This window comes from Curtobacterium sp. MCBD17_021 (genome assembly GCF_003234525.1).
Classification (GTDB): domain Bacteria; phylum Actinomycetota; class Actinomycetes; order Actinomycetales; family Microbacteriaceae; genus Curtobacterium.
The window spans coordinates 51,482-75,759 of the sequence record NZ_QKTS01000013.1 but is presented as its reverse complement, the minus strand read 5'-3'; the positions used below and the strand labels follow the sequence as shown (position 1 = coordinate 75,759).

Sequence of the window (24,278 nt, the reverse complement as noted above, 5' to 3'; positions counted from 1 at the left end):
TGTGCGGAGCATGCACCCGTGCGGGCGAACCTGACGGACTCCACAGGGTCTGCCCATCCACCTCTCCGTAGGCTGTGAGGAACCAAGAGAGCCGGACTGCAGCCCGACCCCCGAGGAGGTGCCCCGCTTGTCCACCGTCCTCATCGCGTTCGGCGTCATCGCACTCGTCGTCCCCGCACTCACCCCCCTGCTGGGGCGCCGCGTCTTCTTCGTCGCCGCCCTCGCCCCCGTGGCCGCCGCCGTCCTCACCCTGACGCAGACCCGGTCCGCCCTCGACACCGGCGTCACCGAGCGGGTGCGCTGGATCCCCCAACTCGCCCTCGACCTGGCGTTCCGGGTCGACGCGCTGTCGTGGGTGCTCGCGCTCGTGGTCACCGCGGTCGGAGCCCTCGTGCTCGTCTACTGCGCGTCGTACTTCCCCGACGACGAGCCCGGACTCGGTCGGTTCGCCGGCGTGCTGACCGCCTTCGCCGGTTCGATGTACGGCCTCGTGATCGCCGACGACGTCATCGTGCTGTTCGTCCTGTGGGAGGCCACGACGGTCTTCTCGTACCTGCTCATCGGGCACGACGCCGTCAAGCGCGCCAGTCGCGCTGCGGCCATGCAGGCGCTCGTGGTCACCACGGCCGGCGGGCTCGCGATGCTGGCCGGCCTGGTCGTCGTGTCCGTCGCCGCCGGCACCACCTCGCTGTCGGGGATCATCGCCGCACCGCCGACCGGCACCGCCGTGTCGGTGTCCGTGGTGCTCGTGCTCGTCGGCGCACTGACGAAGTCCGCGATCGTCCCCTTCCACTTCTGGCTGCCCGCAGCGATGGCCGCGCCGACCCCGGTCAGCGCCTACCTGCACGCCGCCGCGATGGTCAAGGCCGGCATCTACCTGGTCGCCCGGCTCGCTCCGGCGTTCGCGCTGCTCGACGGGTGGCGCGAGACGATCACCGTCCTCGGGGTGCTGGGCATGCTCGTCGGCGGGTACCGGGCCCTCCGCCAGACCGACCTCAAGCTGCTGCTCGCCTACGGGACGGTCGCCCAGCTCGGGTTCCTCGTGCTCGCGAGCGGGTGGGGCGTGCCGGAACTCGCCCTCGGCGGGGTCGTGCTCCTCGTCGCCCACGCCACGTTCAAGTCGACGCTGTTCATGGTCGTCGGCACGGTCGACCACGTCGCCGGCACCCGCGACCTCTGGAAGCTCAGCGGTGTGGGGCGTCGGCTACCGTGGCTCGCGGCCGTCGCGGTGCTCGCGCTCGCCTCGATGTCGGGCATCCCACCGCTCATCGGTTTCGTCGCGAAGGAGGCCGTGCTCACCGGGTTCGTCGAGGAGCTGCACAGTGCCGACGCCGGGTGGGCCTGGGTCGCACTGGTCGGGGTCACGCTCGGCTCCGTCCTGACGGTGGCGTACTCCTGCCGGTTCTTCTGGGGCACCTTCGCGCGGAAGTCCGGCGTCCCGCAGACCGAGCCGCACGCACTGCACGGCCTGGGCGTCGTCCCGTCGGTGCTCGGCGTCACGGGCCTCGTGCTCGGGCTCGCGACCCCGTCCGTCGCGCACGGCTTCGAGTCCGCCGCGGCCGCAGCACGGCACGGCTCCGGCGAGGTCCCGCACCTGGCGCTCTGGCACGGTCTCGAACCGGCGCTCGGCATCTCGGCGCTGACCCTCGTCGGCGGCGCCGTCCTCTTCCTGCTCCGCACCCGCGTCGAGGCCGTGCAGCACCGCCTGGCGGGCTCCCCGTCGGCGTCCGCGAACTACCGACGGATGATGCGCGGCCTGGACCGTTTCGCGACCTGGCTCACCGCCGGTCTCCAGCGCGGCTCGCTCCCCTACTACCTCACCGTCATCCTGTCGGTCTTCGTCGCCGGCGCCATCGCGAACCTCGTGGTCGGCGGTCCGTGGTCGTTCCACGTCCGCTTCGCCGACACCTGGGGGCAGATCCCCGTGGTCCTCGTGATGTCGGCCGCCGCGGTCGCCGTCCTCGCCGCGAAGACCCGGTTCGCCGCGGCCGTCCTGGTCGGCGTGACGGGCTACGGCACCGCGATGCTCTTCCTGCTGCACGGCGCCGTCGACCTCGCGCTCACGCAGCTCGTCGTCGAGACCGTGACCCTGATCGCCTTCGTGCTCGTGCTCCGTCGGCTGCCCCCGCGCATCGGAACCGCCAACCCCTCGCGCTTCCGCGTGCTCCGGGCCTTCTTCGCCGCCCTGGCCGGCATCACCCTCGCGGTCGTGGTCATCGTCGCCGCCTCCGCCCGTACCGCCGAACCGCTCTGGCCGGACCTGCCCGCTCTGACGAGCTCCTTCGGGCACGGACTCAACGTGGTCAACGTCGCCCTGGTCGACCTGCGTGGCTGGGACACGCTCGGTGAGCTCACCGTCGTGGTCGCTGCGGCGACGGGCGTCGCGAGCCTCATCTTCGTGAACTCCCGCGAGGACACCCTGCCCCGCCTCCGGGACATGCCCTCGTCGGTCGCGAGCGGCGACGACCGGGCCGACGGCGAACCCCGCGCGTGGCTCCCGACGAGCGCCGCGATCCCGACCGGACGCTCCGCGCTGCTCGACATCGTCGTCCGCCTGCTGTTCCACGGGCTCATCGTGCTGTCGCTGTACCTGCTGTTCGCCGGCCACAACTCGGCCGGTGGTGGTTTCGCCGGTGGTCTGGTCGCCGGCATCGCCCTCGCCGCCCGGTACCTGGCGGGCGGCCCGGCCGAACTCGGTGCGGCCGCCCCCATCCGCGCCGGCCGTCTCCTCGGACTCGGGGTCGCCACCGCGGCCGTCACCGCGATCGTGCCGATGGTCGCCGGCAAGGAGGCGCTCTACTCCGAGTTCTTCGAGGCGACCGTCCCGGTGCTCGGGCACGTCGAGTTCGTCACCGCGACGTTCTTCGACATCGGCGTGTACCTCGTCGTGGTCGGGCTCGTGCTCGACGTCCTCCGCTCGCTCGGGGCCGAGGTCGACCGCCAGCGCATCGCGGACCGTCGCACCACCACCACCGGCACCGACACCGCCACCGCCACCGCTGACACCATGGAGGGAACCAACGCATGACCGTCACCCTCGTCCTCGTCATCGCGATGGCCGTGCTGTTCTCGTGCGGCGTCTACCTGCTCCTCGAACGCTCCCTGACCCGGATGCTGCTCGGCTTCCTCCTGCTCGGCAACGCGCTCAACCTGCTGCTGCTGACCATGTCCGGCGCCGCGGGCGACCCGCCGATCGGGAAGACCGCGGACGGCATCACCGACCCGCTCCCCCAGGCCTTCGCCCTCACCGCGATCGTCATCACCTTCGCCGTCAGCGCGTTCCTCCTCGCGCTCATCCACCGCTCCTGGCGGTTGTCCCGCGCCGACGAGGTCGAGGTGGACGAGGCCGACGTCGCGATCCGCCACGACCGGGACGACCCGGCCGACGACGACCCCGAGCTGGCGGAAGAGGACGACCCGCGTGCACGGCGCGACCCGAAGGCCCCGGAGGACGCGGACGACCCGCACGTCACCACCCCGCACGACACCGACCGAGAGCAGGCCCGCCCGTGACCTCCCTCGTCCCGCTCCTGGTCCTCGTCCCCCTGCTCGGCGCCGCCGTCGCCCTCGGCCTGCTCCGCCACCAGCAGCTGCAGCGTGCGATCACGGTCGCGGTGCTCGTCATCGCGGTCGCCGTGGCCGTGGCCCTCATGGTCCTCGTCGACCGGCACGGCACGATCGTCGTGCAGGTCGGCGGCTGGCAGGCGCCGTACGGCATCTCGCTCGTGGTCGACCGGCTGAGCGCCCTGCTCCTCACCGTGTCGGCGTCGGTGCTGCTCGTCGTCCTGCTGTTCTCGATCGGCCAGGGCCTGGCCGACGACGACGAGGACGCCCCGGTCACGATCTTCTACCCGACGTACCTCGTCCTCGCCGCGGGCGTCCTCGACTCGTTCATCGCCGGCGACCTGTTCAACCTGTACGTCGCGTTCGAGATGCTCCTGGTGGCGAGCTACGTGCTCATCACCGTCGGTGGCAGCGTGCAGCGCGTGCGGGCCGGGACGACGTACATCATCACGAGCCTCATCTCGTCGTCGATCTTCCTCGCCGCCATCGGCCTGGTCTACGGCGCGACCGGCACCGTGAACATCGCGCAGATCAGCGAACGGGTGGCCGACCTGCCCGAGCACGTCCAACTGCTGCTCCACACGATGTTGCTCATCGGCTTCGGCATCAAGGCGGCGGTGTTCCCGCTGGCGTTCTGGCTGCCGGACTCCTACCCGACCGCCCCCGCACCGGTCACCGCGGTGTTCGCCGGCCTGCTCACGAAGGTCGGCATCTACGCGATCATCCGGCTCGAGACGATCATCTTCCCCCGGCCGCAACTCAACACGGTCCTGCTCGTGGTCGCGGCGCTGACGATGATCGTCGGGGTGCTCGGCGCGGTGTCGCAGACCGACGTGAAACGGTTGCTGTCCTTCACCCTGATCAGCCACATCGGCTTCATGGTGATGGGCATCGGCCTCGGGTCGGTGGTCGGCACGGCGGCGGCGGTCTTCTACACCGTGCACCACATCGTCGTGCAGACCACGCTGTTCCTGGTCTCCGGGCTCATGGAGCGGGTCGGCGGCACCACCTCCACCCGCTCGCTGGGCGGCCTCCTCACGGCGGCACCCCTGCTCGCGGCCCTGTACCTGGTCCCGGCGTTCAACCTGGGCGGGATCCCGCCGTTCTCCGGCTTCATCGGCAAGCTCGGCCTGTTCCGCGCAGCGGCGGAGGACGGTTCGCCGTTGGCCTACCTGACGATCGGCGCCGGAGTCGTGACGAGCCTCCTGACCCTGTACGCGCTGATGCGCGTCTGGGACGCCGCCTTCTGGCGGCCGAAGCCCGCTGCCGAGGCCGCGGCGCCGCATGCCAGCGTCGCCGAACCGCACGAGCACCTGCGCGCGCCGGAACCCGCCCCCGTCACCGTGCCGGAGGGCGACGACCGGCCGGGAGGCTCCGCCAGCGATGGTGCGCGGGCCGCGGTCGTGCGCGCCCCGGCCGGGGACGGCTCGATCGGTACGCTCGACGACCCGACGAAGTCGGACACGCACGAGCACGGCGAGGCGCCGTCGTCCGAGCACGCCCGGACGAAACTGCCCCCGATGCTCGTCGCCGTGACGACCGTGGCGGTGCTCGGATCCGTCGCCCTGACGGTCGTCGCCGGACCGCTCTACGGCTACGCGACCCGCGCCGCCGAGTCGCTCGAGTCCCCGGACCGCTACGTGCAGGCCGTGCTCGGGGGTGCGGCACGATGACGGACGTCCGCCGGTTCACGAACGCCCGCCGGATGGCACTGGCGTGGCGCTACGACGTGCCCCTCGTCGCCGGGCTGACCGTGCTCTGGGCACTGCTCTGGGGCAACTGGACACCGCTCACCCTGCTGTGTGGGCTCGTCGTCGCGCTGCTCGTCACGCAGCTGCTGCCGTTGCCGCCGGTGCCGTTGTCCGCTCGGTTCTCCGTGCTCCAGGTGCTGCGGTTCCTCGTCGTCTGGGCCGGCTACGTCGTCGTCGCGTCGTTCCGGATCGCGTGGGTGGCGGTCCGACCCCGGGGCGTCCGGAGGAGCTCGATCGTCCTCGTCCAGCTGCACACCACGTCGGAGATGACCTTCACCCTGTCCACCATCGCGATCTCGCTCGTCCCCGGCTCGTACGTGATCGACGAGGACCTGCGCCGACGACGCCTGCTCCTGCACGTGCTCGACACCGAGCGTGTCGAGCAGGTCGACCACGCCCGCCGCGAGGCGCTGACGATCGAGGCGCTCGTGATCCGCGCGATCGGCTCGAAGCAGGACGTGTCGGAACTGTCCGAGCCGCTGCCGGAGGTGACCCGGTGAGCGCCGCCCTCGCCGTCATGGCCGTCGGGGTCGCCCTCGTGCTGGTGCTCCTCGGAGTCACCCTGGCGCTCGCGGTCGGGCGCATCGTGCGCGGGCCGACGATCCTCGACCGGATGATCGGGTCGGACATGGTGCTCACCACCGTGCTGCTCGTCATCGCCGCCGCGGTGGTGATCCGGCAGGACCTCAGCGCCGTGCCCGTGCTGGTCGTCATCGCCGCGACGAGCGTCTTCGCGACCGTCGCCGTCGCGCGCGCGGTCACCCCGTCGACCGACCCGGAGGACGAGGGCATGGACGCCACCACCCCCGAGCACGCCGTGGAGGCAGCCGACGAGGCCACCGTCGCCGGTCAGGCCGACGACGCCGCAGCCGAGGACGAGCACGGCCACACCGCGGGAGGCCGGCGATGACCGAGATGACGGACATGCTGCAGGCGTTCCTCGACGACGCCGGCATCCGCGCGTGGATCGCCCTCGCACTGCTCCTCGTGGGGGCCTCGCTGTCCCTCGCCGCGGCGATCGGCATCGTGCGCTTCCCGGACCCGCTGGTCCGGCTGCACGCGATGGCGAAGCCCCAGGTGCTCGGGCTGGCCTGCTGCCTGGCGGCGGTCGTCGTCGCCGTCTGGACGTGGACGGCGCTCTGGGTGGTGCTGCCGGCGCTGGTGTTCCAGCTGGCGCTCGTGCCGGTGTCGACGCACATGATCGCCCGCGCCGGGTTGCGTTCGGGCGACTACCGGCACGAGGACCTGCTGGTCGACGACACCGAAGCCTGACCGCCGACGACCCGTCTCAGCCGCCGTGCTCACGCACGAACTCCTGCCCACCTGGGCCCGTTCAGCGGTCAGATGAGCAGCCCGATCGTGAGCGCGACGATCCCGCTCGCCATGAGGAGTGCTGGTCCCGCAACCCGGCCGGGAGTGGTGCGTTCCGTCGTCCGTGCGACGGAGACGGCGACGAGCGTTGACGTGGCACCCGCGGAGATGAGCACGAAGGCTTCGGGGAAGAAACCGATGATGTGGACGACGAGCCCGACGAAGACCGTCGATGCCGAGGTGAACAGGTGGGCTCTGGAAGCTGCTGGGAGGACGGGCTTCCCTCGCGTCCTGAGGAAGAGGCCGACCAGGCACCAGACCGAAGCGGTCGCGAAGAGCGCACCGCTGATCGAGACGATCGCGGCTCCGATCACGTCGAGGTCCACGCTTCACACCGTTCCGGTGGAGCCGGGTTCGGGTGTTCCGAACCAGGCGGAGAGCGCCTCGGTGAGGGAGGCAGGGTCGGTGTCGGACCAGGCGATGAACCCGTCGGGTCGGATCAGCATCGAGGTCTGTTCGTGGGTCGTGGCCAGCGGCACGTGGTCGACGCGGTCGTTCCACGGGGCGATGGTGTCGCGGTGTTCGCCCGTCGCGTCGAGCAGGATCGGGCGGGCGTTGCGGAGCAGTTCCGGGATCCTGCGAATGGTCCCGTCGACGAGCTCGACCGTCGTCGACGGCGCGAACCGTCCGGTGGGGCCGTTGGAGTCCATGGAACCCATGTCGTAGCGGACGTCGGACCCGGCGAGGAGATCTGCGATGCGCTGCACGGTGGTCGTGTCGGTGAGCATCTCGGCGAACAGGTCGCGGAGGGCGGTGACGTCCGAGCCGGGCGCCATGAGCGCGGTCTGTGCTTGGGTCTGCATGAAGACGCGTTGTCCGAGCGGGCGGCGCTCGGTCTCGTAGGTGTCGAGCAAGCCCGCGGGGGCCCAGCCGTGGAGGACGGCGGCGAGTTTCCAGGCGAGGTTCGCCGCGTCCTGCAGTGCGAGGTTCAGGCCTGGTCCGCCGGCGGCGGAGTGCACGTGTGCGGCGTCACCGAGCAGGAACACCCGCCGCTCGCGGTAGCGGTCGGCGACGCGGGTGTTCCGACCGGACAGACGGCGCAGCAACGTCGGCTCACCCTCGGCCGGCGCATGCAGGTCGACGCGGACACCGAGGACGCGCTCCAGGCTGTCCTCCATCTCGGCCAGCGTCATGGCTGCCCCCTCGCCGGGGAAGCTGCGGTCGGGGTGGTCCTCCCATTCGGCGGTGTGGACCAGCGGGTGCTCCGGGTCGCGGAGGGCGATGGTGACGACGCCGGTCTCGGTGCGGTGGAAGCTCTCTGCGATCTCCCCCAGACCTGCAACGTGCACTTTCCCGGGGCCGGCGGGCGTCAGCTGCGGAGTCGGGGCGATGAGCGCTGTGCGGTCGACGATGTGGTGGTCGGTGTTGCCGGGGAAGCCGATACCGGAGCGTTTCCGCACCGTGCTCCGCGCCCCGTCACTCCCCACCAAGTACTGCGCCGAGACCGTCCGCTCCGCACCGGTCGCGGCGTCGACCACGTCGACGGTGACGGTGTCGTCGTGTTGCGCGAAGGAACGCATCTCGACGCCGCGACGGATCTCGACGCCGAGTTCTGCTGCGCGGTCGTCGAGGACGCGCTCGAGGTCGCGCTGGTTGATGTGGAGCAGGTACATCGGGTTGTGGTCGCCGAGCACATGGAGTGGAAGGGGCAGTGCTCCGAAGAAGAAGCTCGGCGCAGGCACCGGGACGGCCGTCCCAGCGCACTGCTCGAACAAGCCGCGGTGGTCCAGGAGTCGGACGACCTGTCCGGTCAAGCCGTGCGCTTTGTCCCACTGGTTGATCTCGGGGAGACGTTCGAGGACGAGGGGGTTCGCACCCGCGAGCTTCAGCTCGCAGGCGGCGAAGACGCCCACGGGTCCGCCTCCGACGATGACGACGTCGTACATGACGATCTTCTTCCTGACGGTGTTCGCGGAGTGAGTGGTCAGCGGAGTTGGTCGAAACCCTCGCCGAGGAGTCGGAACGCAGCTCGGAGGAACGGCTGCAGGGGTTGCGGCTCTGCGCGCGCCGCCCAGGACTCCAGCGTCGTCAACAAGGTCGACAGCGCCGCGGCGGACACCAGACCAGGCACGGGGTCATCCGGTGCTGCGTCACAGCGCGCCGCGATGGCGGTCGTGAACACGGCGTTCGCCGCGCGGGCACCTCGGTCGACGGCGGACTGCATGCCTGGAATCGACAGCACTGCGAGCAGCCCGCTCTGCTCCGCTTGCGAGGGGACCGTCGCCTCTTCCGCCTCGTACGGAGCGAGCAGCGCCTCCGTGACAGCAGTCCACAGCGGCTCCTCGCGTGGCCGCTGCAGCAGATCGACGGCCGCTGCGCGGACGCGTTGCACGTGGCGGTCTGCGATGGCGTCTTCCTTGCTCGAGAAGTAGTTCCCGAACGTCCGCCTCGACACTCCGACCCGGCCGACGATGTCCTCGACGCGGACGTTGTCGAGCCCGCGCTCCCGGGCGAGCAGCACTGTCGTCACGCTCAATGCGTCACGGATCGCTGCCTTCTTCTGCTCGCGGAACGAGACCTCGTCTGTCATGACACCAAGCTAGGCCCTATTTGCCCATTAGGCAAATTTACCCGATGGGCAATTCACGCCTCCCCCTCGGAGACGATCCGCCATCCGTGCCGGGTGTGCTTCTCGCAGAACCCCCAGGTGCCCTCCCCCGTCGCCATCCCGACGAGCCCGGACTGCCGGAGGGAGTACACGAAGCACTGCTCGGCGTCCGCAGCGGCCGAGACGTTCCGCAGGCTTCCCCAGGAGTGCATGGTCGGGTCGCCCTCGCCGGTCCATTGCCCCCACCGGCTGGCCGGGCACCAGCTCGTGTCATCAGGGCTCGACAGCGCCCGCATCCCGTCGCAGTCGCGGCGGACGGCGGCGTCCAGGAAGGCCCGGCCCACCGTGCTCGCCGAGGCGCCGGCCGGTGGGAGCGGCGCGGACGGCCCCGACCTCCCGGGGACGGACACGACGACGACCGCGGCGACCAGGACAGCGAGGACGGACCCGAGACCCACGACCGTGATGCGACGCACGAGCTCATCATCCCGACGACCACGCCGCGAGGGGAAGACTACCGGCTGAGAACCGGTGCAGGCGCCCCATCCCGCCGCGGTCAGCGCACGCTGTCCCGACGCGACAGCACCAGGTCCATCGCCCCGGCGGGACGGTGACGACGGCAGCCAGCACTGGGGCACCCTCCCGACGGACGCGACGGTACGGTGGCTGTCATGGGCGGACGCCGATCAGCGGGTGAGCGACTGCGAGCGTGGTGGCGCGCCGCGAACGCCGTCCCGGTCCCGAGTGTGGCGGCACCGGGCCGTGCTGCAGTCCCGTACCCGCGACTCGAGCGCCGGGCACAGCGCGTCTTCGCGAAGGGTGAGGAGTACCTGCTCCGCGAGATCGTCGAGTCCGCCCCCGCGCAGCACCGAGTGGCGGCGCAGGGCGACCTGTCGTTCGACGTTCCCTGGATCGTCCAACCGCAGCGAGCCCGGTCCGCGATGTCCGACGACACCAAGGGCCACGGGGTGACGGCCGCGCAGATGCAGGAGGTCGTGGACTGGCTCGTCCACGAAGGGGCGCTCCGACCGCTCACCGACGCACACCGGGACGAGCTCGTGCAGTCCGGCGTCGAGGCTCGACTCCCGCGTACCGCGCAGGGCTGGCCGCCGACTTCCGGGTCCCCCGGGTACGCGGAAGCCGTCGAGCGGTCGTACCGTGAGTCCGACCGGGACACCTGGGTCGTCGTGCCCGCGGCGATGCTGACGGTCTACCCGCACCTCGCGGATGCGACTCCCGCCTGGCGACGCGTCGCCGGACGGCCGGACCGGCCAGGGGCATCGGCCTGAGCCGCCCGGGCCGCTGCGTCGCCGGCGCTCAGCGCACGGCGTCCCGACGCGACAGCACCAGGTTGACCATCGCGGCCAGCACGACCACGGCCGCCGAGATCGCCGGGAACGCCATCGCCGCCGGCGTACCGGCACGCTCCGCGACCTCACCGACCACGGCCGAGGCGATCGACTGCCCGACGATGACGGCCGAGCCGAGGATCGTCATGGTCGTCGCTGAACGCCCCACCGGCGAGCGGTCGGACCCGAGGCTGTACTGCGTCACGAGGGTCGGACCGATGCCGATGCCCATCACCGCGAGGACGATCCCGACCGCGAGCACGGAGTCCGCGGTCGCGAAGACGATCGCCGAGCCCAGGAGCACGGCGCCGAACACCAGCCACCGCCAGCCGAGCCGGAAGGCCCGCGGGAACGTCGCCGATCCGAGCGCGAGCCCGGCCGAGCCGATGCCCATCAGCCCGTAGAGCAGGCCGGCGCGCGACGATCCCCCGTGGTCGGCCATGAACGCCGTCAGCGAGGTCAGGGTCGACCCGAAGAAGAACCCGATGCCGAGGATGCCGACGACCACGACGACCAGGCGGGGCCGGAGGAGCTCCCGGGCCGGCGCGGGGCGGGGGTCGGACGCGTGCCCGAGCGTGAGCCGACCGGTGGGGTGCAGTGCGAACGCCGTCACGAAGACGAAGGTCAACACGGAGGCCCCGGCCACGGCGACCCACGGCGCGATCGCGCTCGCGAGGACGCCGACCAGGAACGGCCCGACGATGAAGACGGTCTCGTCGGCCGCGGACTCGTACGCCATCGTGCCGCTGAGGACCCGCTCGTGCCGCTTCGGGTCCATCCGGTTCCGGATGATCGCGACCAGCCGGGTGCGGGACATCGGCGCGACCTGCGGCGCGCTCGCGCCGATGAGGAAGGACATCGCGAGCACGGCGAGGTCCGGCGCGGCACTCTGCACGACGAACGGCAGGGCGCCGAGCAGCACCGCGTTGGCGAGACCGACGGGCACGAGCACCGCCCGTTGACCGTACTTGTCGGCCGCGGCACCGACGAGCGGACCGAAGAGCGCGGAGCCGATGCCGACGGACGCGGAGTTGATGCCGCCGAGGGCGACGGAGTCACGCGCGGCGACGACGAGGGTCAGGACGCCGACGACCATCATCGCGAACGGGAGCCGCGCGATGAAGGCGATGGGGAAGTAGGACCGCCCGGCGAGGGTGATCAGGGACGCGCTGGTGGAACGCGGTTGGAGCATGGTGGGGGTGTGCCTTCTCGGCCCGCCCCTGTCGGACGGACCCATCGGGTGCCGCCGCTGTCCGCCGGGGTGCCGGCGTCCGGTAGATACACGGTTGTTGCTGGATTGCCTGTCCAGGGTACCCGCCGGACGGGAGGCGCGTTCCGAAGCTGGTGCCCAGCCTCCCGTCCGGCGGTGCCTGCGGTCGGCCGCGACGGCCGGCGTCGTTCACACTTGGCCTAGCAAGTGTCGAACTGGAGGTGCGCTGGTGACACTTCGGGACCGAGCGGGACGGCCCGCCCCGGATCAGGAGACCTCGCCGGCGCGGGCTCCCGCCCACAGGTCGACGTCGGCGATGCCGACGGTGTGCTCGTCGATGGTGCGGAGCTCCTCGTCCGAGAACGTGGTGTTCGCGAGTGCGGCGACGTTGTCCTCGAGCTGTTCGACGCGCGATGCCCCGATGACGAGCGAGGTCACCCGCTCGTCGCGGAGGGCCCATGCCAGGGCGAGCTGCGCCATCGTCTGTCCGCGGGACTCCGCGACGGCGTTCAGGGCGTTCAGGTGCTCGACGACCTCGGGGGTGATCGTCGACGGGTCGAGGGACTTGCCGGCAGCGGCGCGGGAACCCTCCGGGACGCCGTCGAGGTACTTGCCGGTCAGGAGCCCCTGCGCGAGCGCCGTGAAGCCGATCACGCCGAAGCCGAGATCCCCGGCTGCGTCGAGCAGCCCCTCGGTCTCGATCCAACGGTTGAGCATCGAGTACGAGGGCTGGTGGATGAGCAGCGGCGTGCCGAGGTCGCGGAGGATCGCGGCAGCCTGTCGGGTGCGGTCGGCGTCGTAGGACGAGATGCCGACGTAGAGCGCCTTGCCCTGCTGGACGGCCGTGTGCAGGGCGCCCATCGTCTCCTCGAGCGGCGTGGACGCGTCGAGGCGGTGCGAGTAGAAGACGTCGACGTAGTCGAGGCCGGTGCGGCGCAGCGACTGGTCGAGCGAGGCGAGCACGTACTTGCGCGAGCCGCCACCCTGCCCGTACGGGCCGGGCCACATGTCCCAGCCGGCCTTCGTCGAGACGACCATCTCGTCGCGGTACGGAGCGAAGTCCTCACGCATGAGCCGGCCGAAGTTGACCTCGGCGGCGCCGTAGGGCGGGCCGTAGTTGTTCGCGAGGTCGTGGTGCGTGATGCCGAGGTCGAACGCCCGGCGGCTCACCGCGCGCTGGGTCTCGAAGGGCACGTCGTCACCGAAGTTGTGCCAGTAGCCGAGGCTCAGCAGCGGCAGGTCGAGGCCGGAGTGGCCGGTGCGGCGGTACGTCATCGAGTCGTAGCGGTCGTCGGCAGCGATGTAGGTCATGGACCCGAGCCTGCCACGGCGCTACCGTGATGCTCACCGACGAAGGGACCTCCCATGGCAGCACGTGACGAGATCTCCGAGAGCACCTTCACCGCGGAGGAGCGCGCCGCGATGCGCGAGCACGCGGCCGAGGTGAAGGCCAGTCGCAAGCGCGGCACGTCGAAGGCCGAGAAGGCCGCCCTCGATGCGCAGGCCGTGGTCGACAAGATCGCCGCGATGCCCGAGCCGGACCGCGGCCTGGCGGAACGGATCCACCGCATCGCGCTCGAGGTCGCTCCCGACCTCGCACCGAAGCTCTGGTACGGGATGCCGGCCTACGCGAAGGACGGCTCGGTGGTGTTCTTCTTCCAGGACGCCGCCAAGTTCAAGGCGCGCTACGCGACCCTCGGGTTCCAGGACCCCGCGGCGCTCGACGACGGCTCGTTCTGGCCGACCTCGTTCGCGGTGACGCCGGAGTTCTCGGCAGCCGACGAGCAGGCGGTCGCCGAGCTCATCCGCCGCGCGGTGGCCTGAGCCCGTCCTCGATCCGCTGGAGCAGGCCGACGGCGGACGTGACGGCGGCAGCGTCGACACCCCGCACGTCGAGGGCCGCACGCAGGGCCTCCGTCCACCGCGCCCGCAGCAGGCCGATGCTCTCGGCCGCGAGCGCCGTCGGGTACAGCTGCGCGAGTCGGGCGTCGTCGGGGTGCGTCCGACGTTCGACCATGCCCTTCGCGACGAGCGACCCGAGCGCGACGCTGAGGTTGCTCCGACGCAGCGCCGTCGCCTCCGCCGTCGCGCTCGGGGTGGTGCCCGGGTTCGTGTCGACCCAGCGCATCACCAGCACCTCGGTGCCGGTCAACGGGACGACGTCGACGGACCGCGGGCCCGTCGGGTCGAGCTCCCGGGCCACGCGGAGGACGGCGTCCGCCAGTTCGGCGAGTGCGTCGTCCGAGGCCGGTGAGGTCATCCCCGCACCGTAACCCGCGCGGATGGGCAGCCGGTCCGCCGGAGCCCGACGTCTGGTCGCCGGCCTCGCGCGGGTCAGCGGTGCGTCTGGTCGGCCGCTCCTGCGGAGCAGCTCCCCCAACCGGGGTTCACCGCCGCGCCACGAGCCGCCGCACCTGCGCCGCCGCCCCGAGCGCCACGGCGTCCGGCCCCAGCGTGGACGGCTCCACGCGGATCGTCGCCCCGCTCACCGGGGGTTCGTCCGCCAGGGCCGCGCTGATCACCGGCGCGAGCAGGTCCCACGACCGTGCGACCCCGCCGCCGATCACGACGGTCGTCACGTCGAGGATCCCCGCCGTGAGCAGGACGGCACGGGCGACACCCCACCCGGCGGCCGCGAACACGGCCTGCGCGTCCGGGTCCCCCGCACGTGCGGCCTCGGCGACCTGGTGCGTGCCGAGCCGTCGCCCGGTGCTCGCGGCGTAGCGGTCCGCCATGCCCCGGGCGCCGGCGACGGTCTCGAGGTGTCCGCGCCCGCCGCAGGTGCAGACGGTGTCACCGAAGCCGGGGACGTGGCCGATCTCCCCGGCCGCTCCGTGCGGGCCGCCGAAGAGCGTGCCGTCGAGGACGAGCGCCCCGCCCACGCCGGTGCCGAGGGTCATCCCGAGCACGTCCCGCTCCCCCGCGACGGCACCGGCGGCGACCTCGCCGAGCAGGAACGCGTTCACGTCGTTGTCGAGCGTCGCCGGCACCCCGAGCCGTGCGGCGACGGCGTCGGTGACGCCGTACCCGGCCCACCCGGTGAACGAGTTCGCGGTGACGAGCACCGTGCCCGTGGTCGGGTCGACGACGCCGGCAGCGCCCACCCCGACACCCGCCAGGGAGGCCCGGTGCCGGTCGAGCAGGGACCGCACCGCCGCCTCGGCCGCGTCCAGGATCGCGTCCCCGCCGTCGTGCGCGGGGGTCGGCAGGTCGACCCGGCCCAGGACCTCGAGGTCGGTGGTGGCGAGGAGGACCTTGGTGTTCGTGCCACCGACGTCGATGCCGGCCACGACCTCGCGCCTGCCCGGGGCACGGTCGTCGATCACCGGGTCACCGCGGCGAGGGAGGCCAGCCGCTCGGTCCGGCGCTGCCGTTGCACCACCGGGTCGGGCACCGGCACCGCGGCGAGCAGCCGCCGGGTGTAGTCGGTGGTGGGGTGCAGGAGGGTCTCGCCGGTCGGCCCCTGCTCCTCGACCGCCCCGGCGCGCATCACGACGACCCGCTCGGCGAACCGCTGCACGACGGCGAGGTCGTGCGAGACGAACAGGCACGCGAAGCCGAGGTCGGCCTGCAGGTCGGTGAGGACCTCGAGGACGGCCTCCTGCACGCTGACGTCGAGCGCGCTGGTCGGCTCGTCGGCGACGAGCAGCCGGGGCTCGAGCACGAGCGCCCGGGCGAGGCTCACCCGCTGGCGTTGCCCGCCCGAGAGCTCTCGCGGTGCGCGGGTGGCCAGGGTTCGGGGCAGTCGGACGGCGTCCAGGACCTCGTCGACGCGGCGTCGACGGTCGGTGGCCGAGGTCCGCCGGCGGTGGACGGCGAGCGGCTCTGCGATGCACTCGCCGACGGACATCCGCGGGTCGAGGGAGGCCACCGGATCCTGCAGCACGACGCCGACGCCGGAGCGGAGCGCCAGGCGGTCCCGACCTCGGCTCCGCCGGACGTCCGCGCCGAACAGCCGGACGCTGCCCGTGGTGGGGCGCACGAGGCCGAGGGCGACGCGAGCCGCGGTGGACTTGCCGGAGCCGGACTCGCCGACCAGGCCGACGGTCTCCCCGGCGTGGACCTCGACGTCGATGCCGCGCAGGGCGTGCACCGCGCGGGCGCCACGGCCGAAGGTGACCGTGACGTCCCGCAGGTCGACCACCGGGGGTGTGTCGGGCCTCCCGGCCGGGTCGGCTGCGGCGGGCCGGTCCACGACGACCGGACGCTCGTCCGCGGTACCGTCGACGGCCTCGGCCGTCCGGAGGCGCGGTACCGCGGCGAGCAACCGCCCGGTGTACTCGTGCTGCGGCCGGAGCAGGACGTCCTCGACGCCACCGGTCTCGACGATCGACCCGTGCAGCATCACGGCGACCCGGTCGGCGAAGTCCGCGACCACGCCCATGTTGTGCGTGACGAGCAGGACGCCGGTGCCGGTGTCGGCGGCGAGCGCCCGGAGCAGTTCGAGGATCTCGGCCTGCACGGTGACGTCGAGGGCGGTGGTCGGTTCGTCGGCGATGAGGAGCGCCGGCTCGTTGGCGATCGCCATCGCGATGACGACGCGCTGCCGCTGCCCGCCGGAGAGCTGGAACGGGAAGGCCTTCGCGCGGTCCTCCGGGGACGGGATTCCCACGCGGCGGAGGAGGTCGACGGCTTCGGCGGCGGCGGCCGCGGCGGACACCTGCCGGTGGTTGCGGACGACCTCGGCGATCTGCGCCCCGACGCGGGTGAGCGGGTCGAGGGCGGTGGCGGGCTCCTGGAACACCATCGACACCGTCCGGCCACGCAGGGACCGCAGGGACGGCTCGGACGCGCCGACGACCTGGTGCCCGTCGACCACGGCGCTGCCGGTGACGGTGGCGTTGCCGGAGAGCAGCCCCATCGCGGCGAGCGCCACGGTGGACTTGCCGGAGCCGGACTCCCCGACGAGGGCGAGGGTCTCGCCCGGCGCCACGGTCAGGGACACGCCCTGGACGGCGTGCACGTCGCCGGACTCGGTGCTGAAGTGCACGCCGAGGTCGTCGACGGCGAGGATCGGTTCGGTGGCGGTCATCCGCGGCCCTTCACGTCGAATGCGTCCCGGAGTCCGTCGCCGACCGCGTTGAGCGCGCAGACGACGAAGATCACGGCGAGTCCCGGCGGCACGATCAGCCACCAGCGACCGGAGTAGGCGGCGGTGAGCCCCGCCGAGAGCATGCCGCCCCAGTCCGTCGCCGGCGGTTGCACGCCGAGGCCCAGGTAGGAGACGTAGGCGACGAGGAGGATCGCGTCGGCGACCTGGAACGTCGCGGCGACGACGATCGTCGACACGGAGTTCGGCAGCAGGTGCCGGCCGATCGCGCGGGCGTGCGAGCCACCGATGGCGCGGAGGGTGAGCACGAAGTCGCGGTTCTTCAGCGTCAGGGTCTCGGCGCGGATGAGCCGGGAGGGCACGAGCCAGGACACGAAGCCGAGGATCACGATGAGCCCCCAGACGCCCGGGGTGGTGATCGCCGAGATGACGAGCAGGATGAACAGCGCCGGGATGGCGATGCCGGCGTCGACGACGCGCATCATGACCGCGTCGACCCAGCCGCCGACGTACCCGGCGACCGAGCCCCACAGCGTGCCGACGACGGTGGCCAGCAGCCCCGCGGCGATGCCGACCATGAGTGACACCCTCCCGCCGTACATCAGACGGCCGAGGACGTCGTGGCCGACGGCGTCGGTGCCGAGCAGGTGCGCGCCGCTCGGGCCCTGGTTCGCCTGCTCGAGCACGGTGTGCGTCTGGTCGGTCGGGTACAGGAACGGGCCGACGAAGCAGAACAGCACGATGACGACGAGCAGGACCAGGCCGATGACGGCGAGTGTGTTGTGCCGGAAGCGGCGGGCGGCCAGCCGGAACCCGGTGGCGGCGACGGTGACCGGTGCCCCGGGCGTCTCGGGGGCGAGTTGGACGGTGGTCATGCGCGGCCTGCCTTCACTCGCGGGTCGATCACGGACTGTGCCACGTCGGCGAGCAGGGTGCCGATGACGGTGGCGACGGAGATGACGAGCACGCAGCCGAGCAGGGTCGGGTAGTCGGACGTCTGCGCCGCGTTCCAGAACAGCAGCCCCATGCCCGGGTAGTTGAACAGCTGCTCGGTGACGAGGGCGCCGCCGAACAGCACCGGGAGGTAGTAGCCGAGCATCGCGACGACGGGCGTCAACGAGTTCCGGAACACGTGCCGGCGGAGGATCGTCGTCGTTGACGAGCCACCCGCGCGGGCGGTGCGCACGTAGTCCTCCTGCAGGTTCTCCAGCGTCGCCGCGCGCATGTACCGGCTGAAGACGGCGATCATCGCGAGGGCGCCGGTGAGCACGGGCAGGACGAGTCCGGCCGGCTGCTGGAACACCTCGGCGAGGGTGGTGCCGCTCGGCGCCTGGGACGGCAGCCACGGCAGCTGCTGGCTGAACACGATGATGAGCACGAGGCCGAGGAAGAACGCGGGCGTCGAGTAGAAGACGAACGCCAGTGCGGTGGCGGCGTAGTCGATCGCTCCGTTGCGTCGGGCCGCCTGCCACATGCCGACCGGCAGGGCCACGAGGAGCCCGAGCACGGCGGAGAGTCCGGTGAGGACGAGGGTCTTCGGGATGCGCTCCTGGATGAGCTGCGAGACCGGTTCGTTGAGCGTGTACGAGGTGCCGAGGTCGCCGGTGAGCAGCCGTCCGAGGAACCGGAGGTACTGCACGGGCAACGGCTGGTCGAGGCCCTGCGCCTGGTTGAACGTGGCGATCTGCGCGGGGGTCGCGGCGACGCCGAGTACGCCGCGGGCGGGCCCGCCGGGCAGCGCGTGCAGGAGGCAGAACACGACGATCGTGACGATGAGGATCACCGCGAGCGCCTGCAGGACGCGGCGGGTGAGGTAGAGGGCAGTGGTCATGCTGCTTCCGTTGTCGCTGCTGACGGGACTCCCCCGGGAGGCGCGGTGCGGGTCGGACCCGCACCGCGCCTCCCGGAGGGACTCAGTGGGCTACTTGCTCCACTTCCACTGGGCGGGGTGGAAGTTCGCGAGCGAGTCCTGGTCGAACCCGGTCAGGCCGCTCTTCTTGACGGAGATCTGGTAGTCCGGGCTCGGCAGCCAGATCACCGGCAGGTCCTCCGCGACGGCCGCGCTGTAGTCCTGCACGGCGCTCGTGTCGGTCGAGGTGGTCGTCGCGTCGATGAGCGCGTCGACCTCCTTGTTCGAGTAGCTGCCGAAGTTCGCGGAGCCGCCGGTCGAGAAGAGCGACTCACCGGTCGGGTAGGCCGGGAAGTACCAGCTGCCAGCGGTGCCGAAGAACGACAGGTCCCAGTCGCAGCTCGCCTCGTCCGAGGTGCAGGTCGGGGTCTGCGACAGGACGCTCGACACCGGCGCGGTCTTGATCGTGAAGCCGATGCCGGTCTTGGCGAGCGACGACTGGATGGCGCTCATCATGTTGTCGGTCACGGTCGAGCCGGACTGCGAGAGCACCTGCATGGTGAACTCCGTGCCCTCGGCCACGCCCTCGCCGCACTGGTCGTCACCGTTGCCCGCGTCGGTGCAGACCATGGTGCCGCCCTGCTTGGTCCAGCCGTGACCGGTCAGCAGTGCCGTGGCCTTCTTCGTGCTGAACGGGTAGGGGTTGTCCTCCTGCACGTCGGAGACGTAGTCGGACTCCTGCGCCTGCGGGATCGGCCCGTAGGTGGAGGTGGCGGTGCCGTTGAAGACGACCTTCGACAGGGACTCCTGGTCGATCGACATCTGCACGGCCTGGCGGGCGTACAGCTGCTTGAAGACGGCGCCCATGTCCGGGTTGTTGAAGTTGTACGGCATGTACGTGATCGCCCAGCCCGTCCAGGGGTCGACCTCGTAGCCCTTCGCCGTGAAGGAGTCCTCCTGGTCGAGGTCGGTGGCGTTGATGTAGCCGTAGTCGACCGCCCCGGAGCGCAGGGCGTTCGTCTCGGCGTCGGCGGTGGTGAACGGCAGCAGGTTGACCGTCTTGATGGAGGCCTTCTCGCCACCGTCGTACTTCCCGATCGCGGTGAGCTGGACCTTCCCCGCGGTCGTGAACGACGACAGGCCGTACGGGCCGGAGATCGTCTTCCACAGTGGGTCGGAGTCGTAGTCGGCGATCTTGCCGGCGGCGGTGTTGAGGTACTTCCAGACCTGCTTCGCGCCCTCGGGGGTGCGGTCGGCGTCGGTCACCTCGGCCGAGGCGCTCGTCTTGTCCCAGGCGTGCTGCGGGAGCGGGATGATGTAGCTCAGCTGGTTTGCGAGCATCCAGTCCTGGTTGTACGCCTGGTCGAACGCGATCGTGAAGTGCGTGTCGTCGACCGTCGTGAACGAGCTCCAGTTGTCCGGGGCCTTGCCCTCGGAGTAGGAACCCCAGTCCTGCGCGTTCGCCTTGATCAGGTTGAACCAGAACTCGACGTCGCGGCTCGTGATCGGCTCGCCGTCGGACCAGTGCCGGTCCCCCAGCGTGATCGTGACGCTCGTGCCGTCGTCGGCGAAGTCGGCAGCGGTCGCGACCGACCCGGCCTTGTTCCACGCGATCTTGCCCGTGGACCCGTCGTAGGCGATGAGGCGCTCGTACAGCGACTGCGCGATCGAGCCGTTGTTCGTGTTGAGGTGCGCCGCGGTGCCGATCGGGAGGATCCAGTTCGGCGTGAAGTTCGCCGGCAGCGCGTAGTCGATCTCGTCGGACGTCGTGCCGGTGGTGGCGGAACCGCCCCCGGAACACCCGGCGAGCAGTGCGCTCACCGCGAGCGCGGCTCCGGTGAGGAGGGCCCAGCGACGGGGCTTGGTCATGCGGTGTCTCCTTGCGCGAGGACGCCATCGTCGGCGTGGTGGAGGGACAGGAGTGCGATCAGGACCAGGCCCCGGTGGCACGACCACAGTCAATGGCCGAAGTCGTTGGAAAAACAAACGTTCTCGTGTAAATAGTCTGTTTCTGCCGATCGGTGGAAAGCGCGGACCGCCACTCCTGCCCCGTAGGCTCGGTGCAGTCGGGCGAGAACCGCGCTCGGACGACGCCGATTGGAGAAAGTCGTGCCGGACCTCAGCTCCCGCGTGCTCGAGCTCATCGCGAGCGGGCAGGCGTCGAGCCGCACCGAGATCGCGCAGTTGCTCGGCGCCGCTCCGTCGACCGTGTCGCACGTCGTCGGGCAGCTCCTCGGCCACGGCATCCTGGCGGAGGAGGGCACCGACGTCTCCACGGGTGGTCGGCCCCGCAAGGTCCTCCGGATCGGCGGGACCGACGAGTACGCGGTCGCCGCCGACGTCGGTGGCGGTCACGTCCGGATCGGGATCGTCCTGCCGGGAGGCGCGCTCGAGTCGGTCTCGACCGTCCCGTTCGCGCTCGCCGACGGTCCGACCGCGGGCCTGGCAGCGCTGGCGGCGCTCCTCGACGCCCTGGTGTCCGAACGCGGACGCGACGGGCTGCGCGGGGTCGGGTTGAGCCTCCCGGGTCCGGTCGACGTCGCGGCGGGCGTCGTCGACCTGCCGAGCCGGATGCCGGGCTGGAACGGCTTCCCCGTCGCCGCGTGGCTCACCGAGCACTTCGGGGTGCCGGCCGCGATCGACAACGACGCGAACTGCATGGCCGCGGGCGAGCAGACCGTGCAGCCGTCCACCAGACGTCAGGCGATCACGGTGAAGGCCGGGTCGGCGATCGGCGCGGGGATCGTCATCGACGGGCAGCTCTACCGCGGCTCGACCGGCGCCGCGGGGGACATCACGCACGTGCGGATCGACGCGGCGGGTGACACCCCGTGCTCGTGCGGCAACACCGGCTGCCTCGAGACCGTGGCGTCCGGGGCCGCCCTGGTCCGGATCCTCCGCGAGGCCGGCGTGGACGTCAGCACCACGCAGGACGTGGTCCGGCTGGCGTCCGAGGCGCACCCGGAGACGACCCGCGCCGTCCGCCTGGCCGGGCGCTACCTCGGCGAGGTGCTCGCCGCCAACGTGAACTTCTTCAACCCGGACGCCGTCTCCCTCGGCGGCATCCTGTCCACCCTCGACCCCTTCGTCGCCGCCGTGCGGAGCCAGCTCTACGAGAGCTGCCACCCGCTCGTCACGCAGCACCTCGTCATCGAGCGCGCCTCGTTGGGGGCCGACGCCGGCCTCGTCGGCGCCGGCCAGTTCGCCCTGCAGCGCGGGCTCGCCGCCTCGCTCGAGGAACTGTCGGCACCCATCCCATTGCGGACCACCAGGAACAGGAGCACCCGTGTCTGAGACCGGAACCACCGCCGGCGCCCGTCGTCCGGTCATCGCCATCGCCGGCCTGGCCATCGAGACGTCGACGTTCACGCCGACCCGCACCCCGGCGGCCGCCTTCCACCCGGACCGTGGCGACGAGGTCGTCGCCCGGTACGACTTCCTGGGGCCGTTGTCCGAGCGGGCCGAGTTCCGTGGCGCCCTCATCGGGCACGCGTTGCCCGGCGGGGTCGTGCCGCGCGACGACTTCGAGGAACTCAGCACCGAGATCACCGACCGGCTGTCCGCGATCGCGGCCGACACCACGATCGACGGCCTCTGGTACGACATCCACGGTGCGATGGTGGTCGAGGGGCTCGACGACGCCGAGGCCACCCTGCTCGAACGGATCCGCGCGGTGGTCGGCCCGGACGTGGTCGTCTCCGCGTCGATGGACCTGCACGGCAACGTCTCGCGGGAGCTCGCGCACCAGTGCGACCTGATCACCTGCTACCGGATGGCACCGCACGAGGACGCCATGGAGACCAAGGAGCGCGCGGTCCGCAACCTCGTCGACGTGCTCACCACCCGACCCGTCGGGGCGCAGCGGCCGGTCAAGGCCTGGATCCCGATCCCGGTCCTGCTGCCCGGTGAGAAGACCTCGACCCGCATCGAGCCCGCCGCGTCCGTGTACGCGCAGGTGTCCGACGTCGAGCGAGGCGAGGGCGTGCTCGACGCCGCGATCTGGGTCGGCTACGCCTGGGCGGACCAGCCGCGGAACCGTGCCGTCACCGTCGTCACCGGGTGGGACGAGCGCGCCGTCACGGCCGGAGCGGAACGCCTGGCGCAGGCGTTCTGGGACGCCCGCGAGGACTTCGCCTTCGTCGCCCCGACCGGGTCGTTCGACGAGTGTCTCGCCGCCGCCCTCGCCCCCGGTGCCGCACGCCCGTACTTCGTGTCCGACTCCGGCGACAACCCGACCGCCGGCGGCTCGGGCGACATGACGTGGGGCCTGACCCAGCTGCTCGCCCGCGACGAGTTCCGGAGTGCCGACGGCCCGGTCGTGCTCTACGCCAGCGTCCCCGGTCCGGCCGCGGTCGCCGCGTGCGTCGAGGCCGGCGTCGGCGCGACCGTCACCGTCACCGCAGGAGCCGAGGTCGACGACCTGCACGCCGGACCGTTGACGATGACCGGGCGGGTGCACGCGGTCAAGCGCGGCGACCGGGACGCCCGGACCGAGGTCGTCCTCCAGGTCGGCAGCGTCTTCGCGATCCTCACCGAGCTCCGGAAGCCCTACCACCACGAGCACGACTTCACCGACCTGGACCTCGACCCGCACAGCGCCGACCTGGTCGTCGTGAAGATCGGCTACCTGGAACCGGAGCTGTACGACATGGCGGCCGACTGGATGCTCGCGCTCACCCCGGGCGGCGTCGACCAGGACCTCGAACGCCTCGGCCACCACCGGATCGAGCGGCCGGTGTTCCCCTTCGACCGGACCTTCCCGGAACCGCCGGACCTGTCCGCCCGGGTCATCCCGGCGTCCGACCGGCCGCTCGGAGCCCACGCGTGAGCGCCCGGGCGCTCGAGATCGCCGTCACCTCCCCAGTCGGTGCCGCGGTGGCCCTCGCCGGCGGTGCCGACCGGGTCGAGCTCTGCAGCGCACTCGAACTCGGCGGGCTGACTCCGTCGCAGGGGCTCGTCGAGGCGGCCGTCGCGGCGGGTCCGCCGGTGCACGTCCTCGTCCGGTGCCGTCCGGGGGGCTTCGTGCACGACACCGATGAGGTCGACCTCATGGTCCGCGAACTCGTCGCCGTCCTGCGCTCCGGTGCAGCCGGCGTGGTCGTCGGTGCCCTCCACCGGGACCGGACGCTCGACACCGGTGCGCTCGCGCGGTTCGTCGACGCCGCACGCTCCGAGCGCCCCGACGCCGAGGTGACGCTGCACCGGGCGATCGACCACGCTGCCGACCCGGTCACGGCAGCCGCGGGGCTCGGCGCCCTCGGGTTCACCCGCGTCCTGACCTCGGGCGGTGCCGCGACCGCGCTCGTCGGTGCGGACACCATCGCGCGGATGGTCGCCGTGGCCGGGGACGTGCAGGTCATGGCGGGTGCCGGCGTCACCCCGGCGGACGTCCCCGTGCTCCTCGACACGGGCGCGGCGGCCGTGCACCTCTCCGCCAAGCGGCTCGCCGACGCCGCGCACGGAGGCGTGCCGATGGGCGCCGGCGACGCGGGGACCGGGCACTTCGAGACCGACGCCGAGGTGGTCCGGGCAGCCCGGGCCGCGGTCGACGCGCACCGGCCCTGACCGGTCAGGCCCACCGACGAA

The 24,278-nt window shown here is 71.9% G+C and carries 23 protein-coding genes; 11 read left to right on the top strand and 12 right to left on the bottom strand.

What is annotated here, in order from left to right; all coding sequences use genetic code 11:
- Nucleotides 1-118 precede the first annotated feature (118 nt).
- The 6 genes from DEI83_RS12290 to mnhG are packed head-to-tail and all read left to right on the top strand — an operon-like array spanning nt 119 to nt 6,587.
- Nucleotides 119-3,028, top strand: a complete 2,910-nt coding sequence (locus DEI83_RS12290; protein WP_309146594.1) for a Na+/H+ antiporter subunit A — start codon at nt 119-121, stop codon at nt 3,026-3,028.
- On the top strand, nt 3,025-3,513 hold the full coding sequence (locus tag DEI83_RS12285) for a Na(+)/H(+) antiporter subunit C (RefSeq protein WP_111082239.1): 489 nt from the start codon (nt 3,025-3,027) through the stop codon (nt 3,511-3,513). The genes DEI83_RS12290 and DEI83_RS12285 overlap by 4 nt, the downstream gene beginning before the upstream one ends.
- On the top strand, nt 3,510-5,237 hold the full coding sequence (locus tag DEI83_RS12280; protein ID WP_111082238.1) for a Na+/H+ antiporter subunit D: 1,728 nt from the start codon (nt 3,510-3,512) through the stop codon (nt 5,235-5,237). Before DEI83_RS12285 ends, DEI83_RS12280 begins: the two co-directional genes overlap by 4 nt.
- A complete protein-coding gene (locus tag DEI83_RS12275; protein ID WP_111082237.1) occupies nt 5,234-5,815 on the top strand; it encodes a Na+/H+ antiporter subunit E in 582 nt (193 codons plus the stop codon). The genes DEI83_RS12280 and DEI83_RS12275 overlap by 4 nt, the downstream gene beginning before the upstream one ends.
- Nucleotides 5,812-6,225 carry a hypothetical protein gene (locus DEI83_RS16005; protein ID WP_181431209.1) on the top strand — a complete coding sequence of 138 codons (414 nt, stop codon included), beginning with the start codon at nt 5,812-5,814 and terminating at the stop codon, nt 6,223-6,225. Before DEI83_RS12275 ends, DEI83_RS16005 begins: the two co-directional genes overlap by 4 nt.
- Nucleotides 6,222-6,587, top strand: coding sequence for a monovalent cation/H(+) antiporter subunit G (gene mnhG / locus DEI83_RS12265; protein WP_111082236.1), 366 nt, complete (start codon nt 6,222-6,224; stop codon nt 6,585-6,587). Before DEI83_RS16005 ends, mnhG begins: the two co-directional genes overlap by 4 nt.
- 68 nt (nt 6,588-6,655) lie before the next feature.
- Here mnhG and DEI83_RS12260 read toward each other — a convergent pair whose 3' ends face one another.
- The 4 genes from DEI83_RS12260 to DEI83_RS12245 are packed head-to-tail and all read right to left on the bottom strand — an operon-like array spanning nt 6,656 to nt 9,710.
- Complete coding sequence (locus tag DEI83_RS12260) at nt 6,656-7,012, bottom strand: hypothetical protein (RefSeq protein WP_111082235.1); 357 nt, start codon at nt 7,010-7,012, stop codon at nt 6,656-6,658.
- Between the two features lie 3 nt (nt 7,013-7,015).
- A complete protein-coding gene (locus tag DEI83_RS12255) occupies nt 7,016-8,572 on the bottom strand; it encodes an FAD-dependent monooxygenase (RefSeq protein ID WP_111082234.1) in 1,557 nt (518 codons plus the stop codon).
- Between the two features lie 38 nt (nt 8,573-8,610).
- Nucleotides 8,611-9,216, bottom strand: coding sequence for a TetR family transcriptional regulator (locus DEI83_RS12250; RefSeq protein WP_111082233.1), 606 nt, complete (start codon nt 9,214-9,216; stop codon nt 8,611-8,613).
- Nucleotides 9,217-9,269: 53 nt separating this feature from the next.
- On the bottom strand, nt 9,270-9,710 hold the full coding sequence (locus tag DEI83_RS12245; RefSeq protein ID WP_111082232.1) for a hypothetical protein: 441 nt from the start codon (nt 9,708-9,710) through the stop codon (nt 9,270-9,272).
- Nucleotides 9,711-9,905: 195 nt separating this feature from the next.
- On the opposite strand from DEI83_RS12245, the gene DEI83_RS12240 reads away from it, so the two are divergent.
- On the top strand, nt 9,906-10,523 hold the full coding sequence (locus DEI83_RS12240; RefSeq protein WP_111082231.1) for a hypothetical protein: 618 nt from the start codon (nt 9,906-9,908) through the stop codon (nt 10,521-10,523).
- A gap of 28 nt (nt 10,524-10,551) precedes the next feature.
- Here DEI83_RS12240 and DEI83_RS12235 read toward each other — a convergent pair whose 3' ends face one another.
- Nucleotides 10,552-11,775 (bottom strand): MFS transporter, encoded by a 1,224-nt coding sequence (locus tag DEI83_RS12235; protein WP_111082230.1) that lies wholly within the window; start codon nt 11,773-11,775, stop codon nt 10,552-10,554.
- Between the two features lie 285 nt (nt 11,776-12,060).
- Nucleotides 12,061-13,104, bottom strand: a complete 1,044-nt coding sequence (gene mgrA, locus DEI83_RS12230) for an L-glyceraldehyde 3-phosphate reductase (protein WP_111082229.1) — start codon at nt 13,102-13,104, stop codon at nt 12,061-12,063.
- Between the two features lie 54 nt (nt 13,105-13,158).
- Between mgrA and DEI83_RS12225 the strand changes: the two genes are divergently transcribed.
- Nucleotides 13,159-13,617, top strand: a complete 459-nt coding sequence (locus DEI83_RS12225; protein WP_111082228.1) for an iron chaperone — start codon at nt 13,159-13,161, stop codon at nt 13,615-13,617.
- On the opposite strand, the gene DEI83_RS12220 is transcribed toward DEI83_RS12225, so the two are convergent.
- The 6 genes from DEI83_RS12220 to DEI83_RS12195 all read right to left on the bottom strand — a co-directional run bounded on the left by DEI83_RS12220 (nt 13,595) and on the right by DEI83_RS12195 (nt 20,561).
- Nucleotides 13,595-14,053, bottom strand: coding sequence for a MarR family winged helix-turn-helix transcriptional regulator (locus tag DEI83_RS12220; RefSeq protein ID WP_111082227.1), 459 nt, complete (start codon nt 14,051-14,053; stop codon nt 13,595-13,597). The two genes, DEI83_RS12225 and DEI83_RS12220, sit on opposite strands and share 23 nt — an antisense overlap.
- A 127-nt stretch (nt 14,054-14,180) precedes the next feature.
- Nucleotides 14,181-15,119, bottom strand: coding sequence for an ROK family protein (locus DEI83_RS12215; protein ID WP_258371187.1), 939 nt, complete (start codon nt 15,117-15,119; stop codon nt 14,181-14,183).
- On the bottom strand, nt 15,116-16,825 hold the full coding sequence (locus tag DEI83_RS12210; RefSeq protein WP_111082226.1) for an ABC transporter ATP-binding protein: 1,710 nt from the start codon (nt 16,823-16,825) through the stop codon (nt 15,116-15,118). The genes DEI83_RS12215 and DEI83_RS12210 overlap by 4 nt, the downstream gene beginning before the upstream one ends.
- Nucleotides 16,822-17,718: an ABC transporter permease gene (locus DEI83_RS12205; RefSeq protein ID WP_111082225.1), complete on the bottom strand. Its 897-nt coding sequence runs from the start codon at nt 17,716-17,718 to the stop codon at nt 16,822-16,824. The genes DEI83_RS12210 and DEI83_RS12205 overlap by 4 nt, the downstream gene beginning before the upstream one ends.
- A complete protein-coding gene (locus tag DEI83_RS12200; RefSeq protein WP_111082224.1) occupies nt 17,715-18,674 on the bottom strand; it encodes an ABC transporter permease in 960 nt (319 codons plus the stop codon). Before DEI83_RS12200 ends, DEI83_RS12205 begins: the two co-directional genes overlap by 4 nt.
- Before the next feature lie 90 nt (nt 18,675-18,764).
- Nucleotides 18,765-20,561: a peptide ABC transporter substrate-binding protein gene (locus DEI83_RS12195; protein WP_111082223.1), complete on the bottom strand. Its 1,797-nt coding sequence runs from the start codon at nt 20,559-20,561 to the stop codon at nt 18,765-18,767.
- Between the two features lie 240 nt (nt 20,562-20,801).
- On the opposite strand from DEI83_RS12195, the gene DEI83_RS12190 reads away from it, so the two are divergent.
- The 3 genes from DEI83_RS12190 to DEI83_RS12180 are packed head-to-tail and all read left to right on the top strand — an operon-like array spanning nt 20,802 to nt 24,257.
- On the top strand, nt 20,802-21,986 hold the full coding sequence (locus DEI83_RS12190) for an ROK family transcriptional regulator (RefSeq protein ID WP_111082222.1): 1,185 nt from the start codon (nt 20,802-20,804) through the stop codon (nt 21,984-21,986).
- Nucleotides 21,979-23,520, top strand: coding sequence for a M81 family metallopeptidase (locus DEI83_RS12185; RefSeq protein ID WP_111082221.1), 1,542 nt, complete (start codon nt 21,979-21,981; stop codon nt 23,518-23,520). Before DEI83_RS12190 ends, DEI83_RS12185 begins: the two co-directional genes overlap by 8 nt.
- Nucleotides 23,517-24,257 carry a copper homeostasis protein CutC gene (locus tag DEI83_RS12180; RefSeq protein WP_111082220.1) on the top strand — a complete coding sequence of 247 codons (741 nt, stop codon included), beginning with the start codon at nt 23,517-23,519 and terminating at the stop codon, nt 24,255-24,257. The genes DEI83_RS12185 and DEI83_RS12180 overlap by 4 nt, the downstream gene beginning before the upstream one ends.
- Nucleotides 24,258-24,278: the final 21 nt, after the last annotated feature.

What these genes read in the sequence shown, in the direction of transcription:
- DEI83_RS12200 (WP_111082224.1), bottom strand. Translation starts at nt 18,674, where the DNA reads ATGACCACTGCCCTCTACCTCACCCGCCGCGTCCTGCAGGCGCTCGCG.
- DEI83_RS12225 (WP_111082228.1), top strand. Translation starts at nt 13,159, where the DNA reads ATGGCAGCACGTGACGAGATCTCCGAGAGCACCTTCACCGCGGAGGAG.
- mnhG (WP_111082236.1), top strand. Translation starts at nt 6,222, where the DNA reads ATGACCGAGATGACGGACATGCTGCAGGCGTTCCTCGACGACGCCGGC.
- DEI83_RS12205 (WP_111082225.1), bottom strand. Translation starts at nt 17,718, where the DNA reads ATGACCACCGTCCAACTCGCCCCCGAGACGCCCGGGGCACCGGTCACC.
- DEI83_RS12275 (WP_111082237.1), top strand. Translation starts at nt 5,234, where the DNA reads ATGACGGACGTCCGCCGGTTCACGAACGCCCGCCGGATGGCACTGGCG.
- DEI83_RS12210 (WP_111082226.1), bottom strand. Translation starts at nt 16,825, where the DNA reads ATGACCGCCACCGAACCGATCCTCGCCGTCGACGACCTCGGCGTGCAC.
- DEI83_RS12195 (WP_111082223.1), bottom strand. Translation starts at nt 20,561, where the DNA reads ATGACCAAGCCCCGTCGCTGGGCCCTCCTCACCGGAGCCGCGCTCGCG.
- DEI83_RS12220 (WP_111082227.1), bottom strand. Translation starts at nt 14,053, where the DNA reads ATGACCTCACCGGCCTCGGACGACGCACTCGCCGAACTGGCGGACGCC.
- DEI83_RS12240 (WP_111082231.1), top strand. Translation starts at nt 9,906, where the DNA reads ATGGGCGGACGCCGATCAGCGGGTGAGCGACTGCGAGCGTGGTGGCGC.
- DEI83_RS12255 (WP_111082234.1), bottom strand. Translation starts at nt 8,572, where the DNA reads ATGTACGACGTCGTCATCGTCGGAGGCGGACCCGTGGGCGTCTTCGCC.
- DEI83_RS12285 (WP_111082239.1), top strand. Translation starts at nt 3,025, where the DNA reads ATGACCGTCACCCTCGTCCTCGTCATCGCGATGGCCGTGCTGTTCTCG.
- DEI83_RS12250 (WP_111082233.1), bottom strand. Translation starts at nt 9,216, where the DNA reads ATGACAGACGAGGTCTCGTTCCGCGAGCAGAAGAAGGCAGCGATCCGT.
- DEI83_RS12235 (WP_111082230.1), bottom strand. Translation starts at nt 11,775, where the DNA reads ATGCTCCAACCGCGTTCCACCAGCGCGTCCCTGATCACCCTCGCCGGG.
- mgrA (WP_111082229.1), bottom strand. Translation starts at nt 13,104, where the DNA reads ATGACCTACATCGCTGCCGACGACCGCTACGACTCGATGACGTACCGC.